Source organism: Myxococcus sp. AB025B (assembly GCF_006518215.1).
In the GTDB taxonomy this organism is placed as follows: Bacteria; Myxococcota; Myxococcia; order Myxococcales; family Myxococcaceae; genus Myxococcus; species Myxococcus fulvus.
Window position 1 is genome coordinate 1 of record NZ_SRLW01000366.1, and the last position, 8,889, is coordinate 8,889.

Sequence of the window (8,889 nt, forward strand, 5' to 3'; positions counted from 1 at the left end):
GGGGAAGGGGAGAGCCCACCTGCCGGCCGCTTTTTCACGTCAGGGCGCGGGCAGGTCGGCCAGCCGCTCGCCCACGGGGGGATGGCTCATGCCCTTGAGGACGACCCAGCGCGGAGGGTCGGGGTCCATCTTGTTGACGCGCGCGGCCTTCACCAGCATTCGGCGGAACGCGTCGACGTCGTGGGTGAGGTTGAGGGCGAAGCGGTCCGCCTCGCGCTCGCGCTCGCGGGAGAAGGCTCCGGCGATGGGCGCGCCCAGCAGCAGCACGAGCGACAGGAGCAGCGAGAGCAGCGGCAGGGTGCGGATGTCCGCGAAGCGCGAGGTGCCGAACCAGCTCCGCGCCGCCGCGACGCGCAGCATCCGGTCGATGGCGAAGAGGAGCGCGACGACAGCCAGGGAAGAGGCGATGCGGCCCGGCCACTTCTGCTCCTGCACATGGCCGGCCTCGTGGGCCACGGCCGCGAGCACCTCGTCCTCGGAGAGCTCCTGGAGGATGACGTCGTTGAGGACGATGGCCCGCGTGGGGCCCTGGCCCGCGAAGTACGCCTGGATGCGCCGCGAGGCCACGGAGGTCTTCTCCACCAGCACGTCGGAGAAGGTGATGTTGGCCTGGGCCATCAGCGCCGTCATCCGCGTGCGCAAAGGCCCGGGGGGCAGCGGCTCCTGCTCGAAGTAGAGTCGGCCCCGGTACGTGTCCAGCGCGGAGGAGCCAAGCATCAGCAGGGCCACGGGCACGCCCAGCACCCACCACCAGTGGCGCGTGCGACGGGCCAGTCCATACAGGCCGATGACGAGCGCGGCGATGGCGAACCCGCCCAGCAGGTGTCCCTTGAGCATGTCCCGGGCGAAGGCGACCGGGGTGTAGTTGGACATGCCGTGCTGGTGTTCCAGCGTGTACGCGAACCAGATGTCCACCGGCGCGTAGACCAGCTTCACGAACAGGTCCGTCATCAGCGCGAAGAGGACGGCCGCGCCCCAGCCGGACTCACCCCACAGCCGGTCCATGGCGCTGAAGAAGGCGCGGCTGACGGGCGCGGTGCGCAGGAAGCCGAAGCGGCGCTCCAGCCCCGCCGCGGCCGCCGTGGCCATGCGGAAGAAGGGCCGCACCAGCACGCCCAACATCAGCGCCAGCAGGGCGAACCGTGCGAAGGGGTTCACCGCCGCGCGGATGTAGTGGGGCAGGTGGTAGGCGTGAATCTCCGCGAGCTGCTCGGGCGTGAAGAGGGGCTCCATGGCAGGGCCCCAGGCTATGCCGCCCGGCCCGGGGCTGCCCAGTGGGGCGGCCTCCGGGCGACTTCAGCCGCGGCTCACGTGTGGGGCTCGTCCTTCGACGCGGGAGGCGCGGGAAGGGGCTCTCCCTCCGCGTCCGCCAGGAGCAGGGCCTTCACCTTGGCGAGGCTCTCGCGCGTGCGGTCCACGAAGCTGCTCTGCGAGCCGATGCGCTCGGCCGTCTCCAGGGTCCGCTCGTAGATGTTGATGGACTTGGTGAGCAGCACGCGAATCTTCTTTCGCAGCTCCTGCCGGTAGACGACGGCCTCTTCCGCGTTGAGCTCCGCGGGGGCGGGCGAGCTCACCATCTGCGCGTAGAGGTCCTCGTACATCGCGCCGATGCGCGAGCCCGACGCGGTGGCCCAGTAGCCGTTGCCCACGCGGATGGAGCGCAGGTAGTGGCCCTGCGAGGAGAGCAGCAGCTCCGCCTTGTAGTTGAGGTCCTCGGCCAGCTTGTCCGCGCCCTTGGCGGGGTCCAGCTTCACGTCCTCGTAGTCCAGCCGGTACAGCTCCCCCACGAAGAAGTGCGCCTGCGCGGGGAAGTAGTCGTCCACCTCGTCCTTGTCGGACAAGGCCTCGTAGGCGGACAGGGCCTTGCGCAGCGTGGCCTCGGCGGCGTCGGTGCGGCCCGCCTCCAGCTCACACACGCCCTGCTGCACGCGCGCCTCGATGCGGCGGTTGACCGGGATGTCCTCGCGCGCGGCGAGCGTGGACAGGAGGTCCGCGGCCTCGTCGTAGCGCTCCAGGTGGTACTGCGTCTCCGCCACGCGGAAGGCCGCGTCCAGCGCGTCTCCCTGGCCCGCCTTCGCGTCCGCCAGCTCGGAGAAGCGCAGCCACGCCTCCTCCCACTCCTTGAGGCGCTGGTGGGCGAGCCCCGCGTTGTAGAGCGCCGCGCGACGGTGCTGGCTCTTCGGGTGGAAGTCCACCAGCCGCCCGAAGAAGCGCGCCGCCTGCTTGAAGTCGTTGGCCGCGAAGGCGGACGTGCCCCCGGCGAAGAGCTCCTCGTCGTTGAGCTTGTCCAGCTCCAGGTCCGCGGTCACCGTCACCGCGTCGAACTCAATCTCCTGCTTCGCCGGTGCGACCTGGGCGGTGTCCGAGCTGCCCGCCGCGCCCGTCGTCCGACATCCGGCGACACCCAGGCCCAGCGCCAACACCCAGCCCCAGCGACTGACCGACATGTACGTTCGCTCGTTCCGCGTCACGGAATGCGTCCTCCTGGCCCTGCCGTCTCCGGACAACGCACCGTGCCCTGGAGTTCCCACCGCCGAGGGTGGGCGCGCCCAGTTTAATGCGTCCGGGGCGCGCGCGCCGCCGTCCCGCCTGTCCGGCCCCCGGGCGGCTGCTGGCCGCGACCAGGGGTGAGCCCGGGCCCGCTCAGAAGGTGTCGTCTCCCAGCAGGTAGCGTCCGGTCTGCCACAGGCTGGTGATGTCGTGGACGTCCAGCCCGAAACGCGGCACCCGGATGAGGGGGATGCCCGGGCAGGCGGCCTGCAGCTGGGTGATGCCCTTCTGGTCCTGTTCGGCCAGGACCTGGAGCTCGCGCAGCGTCTCCTCCATCTTGGCGCGGCGGGTGGGCGTCAGCGTGGCCGCGTCCGCCCACATGGCCTCGGTGGGCAGCGGGTGCACGCGATTCACCACCAGGGACACCACCTCCATGCGGTGCTGCTTGAGGAGGCTGTTGAAGTGGATGGCCTCGTCCATGCGCTCGGGGTGGGGGCTCGTCACCAGCACGAACCCCGTCGTCTTGTCCTCCAGGAGCGAGCGCACGCCGCGCGCGCGCTCGCGGAAGCCCTCGTTCATGCCCGACAGGGACAGCATGAAGCTGGAGAGCTCCTGGAGCATCTCCGTGCCGGTGAACTTGGACAGCGCGCGCAACACGTAGCCGCTGCGGTTGAAGAGCGACAGGCCCAGCTTGCCCGCCTTCAGCGCGGGCGCCAGCAGCCACTTCGCCGCCTCGTTGTCCAGGAAGTCCAGCACGCGGTTGGGCGCGTCCAGGAAGTCCAGCGCGTGCGCGGTGGGCGGCGTGTCCAGCACGACGAGCTCGTACTCGCCCTTGCGCCGCAGCTCCCACACCTTCTCCATGGCGATGTATTCCTGGCTGCCCGCCAGGGCCGTGGAGAGCGACTGGTAGAAGCGGTTGGCGAGGATGCGCTCGCGCTGGTCCGGAGGCGCGACGCGGGTGATGAGGTCATCCCACGTCTGCTTCATGTCCAGCATCATCGCATACAGCGCCGCGCGGGGCGTGACGCCCAGCGGCTGCAGCGCCGAGGCCGGCACCTGCGTCTCCGCGTTGCCGAGCGCGGACAGGCCCAGCGAGTTGGCCAGCCGCTTCGCCGGATCGATGGTGCACACCAGGCTCTGGCGGCCCTCCACCGCCGCGCGCAGGGCCAGGGTGGCGGCCACCGTCGTCTTCCCGACACCGCCGGAGCCGACACAGATGAGGACGCGCTTGTTCGCGAGCGCGGGCGCGAGGGCCGTCGTGCTCACCGCTCCCCCATCACCAGTGTTTCGAGGTGACCCATGACCTGCTCGATGGCGTCCCGCCCGAAGGCGGGGAGGAACAGCCGGGGGATGTTGAACACCGGCGTGTGAAGGTTGCGCTCCAGCTTGGTGCCCGCGAGCACCGTCAGCGCCGCGCGGTCATGGTGCGCCTGGGCCACGTGGTGCAGCTCCGGGTGTCCCGCCAGCGCCTCCAGGTCCGCCTCCGTGAAGCGCTCGGGGATGGCCTGGTTGAGCACCGCCGCGTGCGTGCGGACGTGCACCCGGTCCTCGAGCGCCGCGTGCAGCTCCAGCGCCTCGTTCACCGGCATCTCCTCCGGGAGCGCCACCAGGATGGCGGCCGTCACGGACGGGTCCACCAGCAGGTCGCGCATCTTCTGGGCCTCGCGCGACATGGGGCCCGGGGGCACCGTCTGCACGAGCACCTGGGGCACGCTCAGGAAGGAGATGGCGTGGCCGGTGGCGGGCGCGTCCAGGACGATGGTGTCGAAGCGCCAGCGCCCGTCCGGCAGCTTCTCCTGCAGGTGGTACATGATCTTCCCCAGCAGGACGAGCTCCTGCAGGGACGGCACGAAGCGCAGGAAGTAGCGCACCAGCTTGTTCTCGAAGACCGTCTTGTAGAGGGTCTCGAAGCGCAGGACCATGAGCCCGTACTCGCGCATGGCCTCCTGCGGGCGCACGTCCACGGCCCAGAGGTTCTCCTCCAACAGCTTCACCTCGGGGCCGGCGGGAGGGTGATCGAGGAAGCGGCTGATGCGCTCCTGCGTGTTCACCTCGCACACCAGCGTCCGACGCCCCGCGCGCGCCGAGCGCAGGGCGAGCGCCGCGGCGACGGTGCTCTTGCCCACGCCGCCCTTGCCGGAGACCACCCACAACCGCTTGTCCAGGAGCCCTGCCATAAGCGAGCGGCGAACCGTAGGAATCGAGTCTCCAGGAGTCAACGCGTTTGGCCCGGGGTTGTTGCCTTGCTTGACACGTCGCGTTGCCCCCTCGCAGAGTGCGGCGTCTTTTTCCCGACGTCCCGACGGTGGGGTTCCACCGGACGGGTGAAAACCAGGCGTCCCATGCTGAAGAACAACCCGGTGATGAAGAAGCTCGTGGAGACGGGCGAGGAGCGCGTCGGCAAGCTGGCGCAGCAGCTGCTCTCCAACGAGAAGTTCGTGGCGGCGGTGCAGACGCTGGTGTCGCGCTCGCTGTCGGCCAAGGGCACGCTGGACAGCGCGCTGCGCTCGGCGCTGTCGGCCATGAACCTGCCGTCCACGGCGGACCTGGAGCAGCTGCGCTCGAAGGTGGATGACCTGGAGCGGCTCTTGGCGTCGGTGGAGAGCAAGGTGGACACCCTGGTGGCGCAGAAGGCGCCGTCGAAGAAGTAAGCACCCGGACAGGTCCGGGGGAGCCCGAGGCCACCATGCGGCGCATCGCCTTCATCAACGAGAAGGGCGGCACCTGCAAGACGACGCTGGCGGTGAACACCGCCGCCTGGCTCGCCAGGGAGCGCGGCCTGCGCGTGCTGCTGGTGGACCTGGACACGCAGGGCCATGCGAGCAAGGCGCTCGGCCTGGACGTGCGCACGCTTGCTCGCAATGTCTTCCACCTGCTGACCGACGATACGGTCGCCCTGGCGGACGTGGTGCGGCCGACGGCCGTGGCAGGGCTGGACGTGCTGCCCTCGTACAAGGAGATGGCGGACTTCCCGGTGGTGGTGGCGTCCCACGCGCGGCGCTCGCACCGGCTGGCGGACCGCCTGGAGGCGGCGAAGGACGCGGGCTACGACGCCGTCGTCTTCGACTCGCCGCCGTCCATGGGGCTCACCACGCGCAACATCCTCGTGGCCGCGACGGAGGTGGTGGTGCCGGTGGCGCTGACGTACCTGGCGCTGGATGGCTGCGCGGAGGTGGCGGACACGGTGCGGCAGGTGGGCGAGGCCGAGGGCCGCTCGGACCTGAGCGTCACCAAGGTGGTGCCCACGCTGTACCGCAAGACGGCGCTGGCCACGGCGATTCTCGAGCGGCTCAGGGCGTACTTCCCGGAGTCACTGGCCACGACGCCGCTGGGCTACGACGTGAAGGTGGACGAAGCCCAGAGTCACGGGAAGACCATCTTCGAGTACGCCCCCCGAAGCCGGGGCGCGCGGATGCTGGCGGCCATCGCCTCGGAGATTCACGGCGGGCCCGCTCCCCGGAAGCGGAAGCGGGCGGCGCCCAGGGCCTGACGGCTACTCGGACTTCTTGGACTGCTCGAGCTGCTCGAGCTTCTTCTCCAGCTCCTCGAGGCGCTGGGTGAGCGACTGCATGTCGCGGCCCAGGGCGGGGAGGTTGCCGGTGAGGTTCTCGACGACGTGCTTCACGCGCTCGTCGATCTTCTTCTGCCAGTCCTCGAAGGCGCGCTGGCTGGCCTTGAGCAGATCCGCGGGGGACAGGCCGCCGGCGGGCAGGTTGGCGTCCGCGGCCTGCTGGGGCTCCTCGGGAGGAACCTCCAGGCCGGCCTTCACGGCCTCTTCGCGGCGCAGGAGCTTGTCGAGGCGGGACTCGGCCTCCTCACGGATGGAGGCGACGCGAGGGCTGACCTCCTTCTGGATGAAGCCCGAGATGGACTCGCCGGGGTGGCGGATGATCTCCCGCAGCACCGACAGCGGCATCTGGTTCTTCTTCTTCTCCTCCTCGAAGATGATTTGCGCGAGGGTGACCGAGGTCAGGTCTTCTTTCGTGCGGTTGTCGACAATCCGCACCTCGGTGCCCTCCTTGATCATCGCGGCGATCTCATCGAGGGTGACGTACCGGCTCTCCACGGTGTCGTAGAGCTTCCGGTTCGTGTACCGCTTGATGATCTTCGGCTCCTTGCTGCTGGGAGCGCCTGCTTGCTCGGCCTCGCTCATCGGTTTCTCCGCCCCTTTTGGGCTCGACTCCAAGCCAGCTTCCATGCCTGAGTCTCGCAGGGGCAAACCTCGTACCAGAGGGGTTGGAGGCGAGCAAGCAGCGAGAACCCGTCTCGCCGGACCCGCCCGGTGCCTCTATACTCGTGCCTGCCCCAGGCCTGCTGAATGATCGTCAAGTGCGCGCGGTGCCAGACGCGGTTCAAGATCCCCGACGAGAAGGTGACCGAGAAGGGGGTCAAGGTCCGCTGCACCAAATGTCAGAACACGTTCCGTGTCACCCGTGAATCAGGCGGGGAGGATGTCGGTGCGTCCTCGCCTTCCTCGTCGGCCGGGCAGGCCGACCCCTTCGCCGCCTTCGGGGCCGCAGCCGACCCCAAAGGTGTTGAAATCACGCGGCCCGGCTTCTTCGCCCAGGGCGTCGCGGCGACGCGAACAGCCCCCGCGGGCCCCCCTGGGGGTGGCTCGTGGAACAGCATGGATGGGGACCTCGACACGGAGGACGGCGTCTTCCGCGAGCCCACCCGCGTGGGGCCCATCCCGCTGCCGCCGGCACAGTCCTCGGGCACTCCCGTGGCCGGGGCTCCTGGCGTCGCCGCGGTGCGCAACGCTGGCGCGGTTCCACTGCCCGGGGCCACGCAGCCCGTTCGTCCGCCAGTCGACACTTCCTCGGGCTTGTACGGTGGCGCGGTGCCTCCGCCGGTCGATGAGGCCGCCGCATTGCGGCAATCGGGCCCCGTGCCCCTGCCCGGAATCGCGTCCCGGCAGCCTCCGGGAGTCGCTGCGCCTCGGGGGGCGCCAGCCCGCACCGCGCCGCCTCCGCCTCCCGGGGCGGGAAGCGCCGCGTCGCGAGGCGCGGACCCGTTCGCTGATTTCCTCGCCGCGCCCGCTGGGGCGGTGGGTGGGGCGGATCCGTTCGGTGCGTTGCCCGCGCCCGTGGGGCCTGGCGCGAAGCCTCCCGCGCCTCCGGTCGATGCGGATCCGTTCGCGTCCATCGACATCGATGATGCGCTGCCTGCGCCTCGGACCGCCGCGCCTCCCGCGGCCGAGGATGACCCGTTCGCGTCCATCGACATCGACGACACGACGATGTCGGCGCCGCCTCCGTTGGCTCTGGTGGCGGGGCAGAACGCTGCTCCTCGTGGCGTGACGGGGCAGCCGCCTCCCCGGGCTCCTCAGGCGGGGGCACCTGGCGCCCCGCGTGCTGGTGCGCCAGCGGCAGGGCGGCCCCCCGCGCATGGGGCGGCGGGTGCCTCGCCGTTCGCGGCGCCCGAGGATGCGACGCTTCCGGGGCGTCCTCCGGCTCCACCGTCGGATCCGTTCGCCTCGCTCGACCTGGATGTAACGCAGGCGGGTCGACCTCCGGCTTCTGCGGCGGACCCGTTCGCTTCGCTCGACCTGGGTGATGCGACGCAGGCGGGGCAGCCGCCGGACCCGTTCGCGGCCCTTGACTCGAGCGACGCGACGAAGCCGGGTCGTCCGCCTGCTGCTCCTGGTCGAGTGGATCCCTTCGCGGCCCTGGCTCCGAACGAAGCGACGCAGGCCGGGCGTCCGCCTTCGGCGCCCGCTCGCGCAGGAGGCGCGCCGCTCAATCCGAATGACGCTGCGCAGGCGGGACGTTCCACCGCTGCGGCTGCTCGTGGAGGCGGCGCGCCACTCAATCCGAGTGATGCGACGCAGGCCGGGCAGCCTCCCGCCTCGGCTGCTCGCGGGGCCGCGCCGCTCAACCCGCGAGATGCGGCGCAGCCGAGCCGTCCACCTGCTGCTCCTGCTCCCGTGGACCCCTTCCTCGCGCCGAGCGACGCGACGCTCCCGGGGCGTCCTCCCTTGGCTGCGGACCCGTTTGCTTCCCTCGACCTGGGAGACGCGACGCACCCCGGGACTTCGCCCACCGCCGCGTCACCGGGACATCCCTCTTCGTCGCCTCCTGGCGCGCAGGACCTGTTCGACCTGAACTCGGACGGCGGCGATGCCTTCGGCGAGCACGCGGGGCTCGAGGCCTCGGACACCGGGCGTGCGGCGCTGTTCGGTGACGTGTCGCCGGGCGCGCTCGACCACGATGGCTCGCACGGCGGTTCGTTGGGCTCGCTGCTGGACGACGTGCCTCCCGTGGACGCGGGCCAGGGTGGAGGCGTCACCCTGGGACGCGTGGGGAGCGGGGTGGGGCAGCGCGAGGTGCTGGAACTGGACCCGAGCATGTCCTCCGCGCCCGTGGTGTCCGTGGCCAAGCCCACGGCCCGGCCCGAGGA

Annotated in this window: 7 protein-coding genes and 2 pseudogenes; 4 read left to right on the forward strand and 5 right to left on the reverse strand. The window is 70.8% G+C overall.

The genetic code is table 11. The annotated features are described in order from the left end of the window. Positions 1-39: 39 nt before the first annotated feature. From FL311_RS37770 to FL311_RS37785, 4 genes are all read right to left on the reverse strand, one after another. Complete coding sequence (locus FL311_RS37770; RefSeq protein ID WP_141332520.1) at positions 40-1,233, reverse strand: M48 family metalloprotease; 1,194 nt, start codon at positions 1,231-1,233, stop codon at positions 40-42. Between the two features lie 74 nt (positions 1,234-1,307). Next, positions 1,308-2,447, reverse strand: coding sequence for a tetratricopeptide repeat protein (locus FL311_RS37775; RefSeq protein ID WP_141332521.1), 1,140 nt, complete (start codon positions 2,445-2,447; stop codon positions 1,308-1,310). 196 nt (positions 2,448-2,643) lie between these two features. After that, complete coding sequence (locus FL311_RS37780) at positions 2,644-3,756, reverse strand: ArsA family ATPase (protein ID WP_141332522.1); 1,113 nt, start codon at positions 3,754-3,756, stop codon at positions 2,644-2,646. Next, positions 3,753-4,667, reverse strand: coding sequence for an ArsA family ATPase (locus FL311_RS37785; protein WP_141332523.1), 915 nt, complete (start codon positions 4,665-4,667; stop codon positions 3,753-3,755). Before FL311_RS37785 ends, FL311_RS37780 begins: the two co-directional genes overlap by 4 nt. A gap of 165 nt (positions 4,668-4,832) precedes the next feature. On the opposite strand from FL311_RS37785, the gene FL311_RS37790 reads away from it, so the two are divergent. Both FL311_RS37790 and FL311_RS37795 read left to right on the forward strand, forming a co-directional pair. Then, positions 4,833-5,141 carry a hypothetical protein gene (locus tag FL311_RS37790; protein WP_141332524.1) on the forward strand — a complete coding sequence of 103 codons (309 nt, stop codon included), beginning with the start codon at positions 4,833-4,835 and terminating at the stop codon, positions 5,139-5,141. A 35-nt stretch (positions 5,142-5,176) separates the two neighbouring features. Beyond that, positions 5,177-5,980: a ParA family protein gene (locus tag FL311_RS37795; protein WP_141332525.1), complete on the forward strand. Its 804-nt coding sequence runs from the start codon at positions 5,177-5,179 to the stop codon at positions 5,978-5,980. Between the two features lie 3 nt (positions 5,981-5,983). Here FL311_RS37795 and FL311_RS37800 read toward each other — a convergent pair whose 3' ends face one another. Beyond that, complete coding sequence (locus FL311_RS37800; RefSeq protein ID WP_141332526.1) at positions 5,984-6,643, reverse strand: polyhydroxyalkanoate synthesis regulator DNA-binding domain-containing protein; 660 nt, start codon at positions 6,641-6,643, stop codon at positions 5,984-5,986. Between the two features lie 165 nt (positions 6,644-6,808). Here FL311_RS37800 and FL311_RS46360 point away from each other — a divergent pair. Then, positions 6,809-6,907, forward strand: a pseudogene (locus tag FL311_RS46360) (zinc-ribbon domain-containing protein); the annotation flags it as partial. Positions 6,908-8,467: 1,560 nt separating this feature from the next. Beyond that, positions 8,468-8,889, forward strand: a pseudogene (locus FL311_RS45665) (hypothetical protein); the annotation flags it as partial.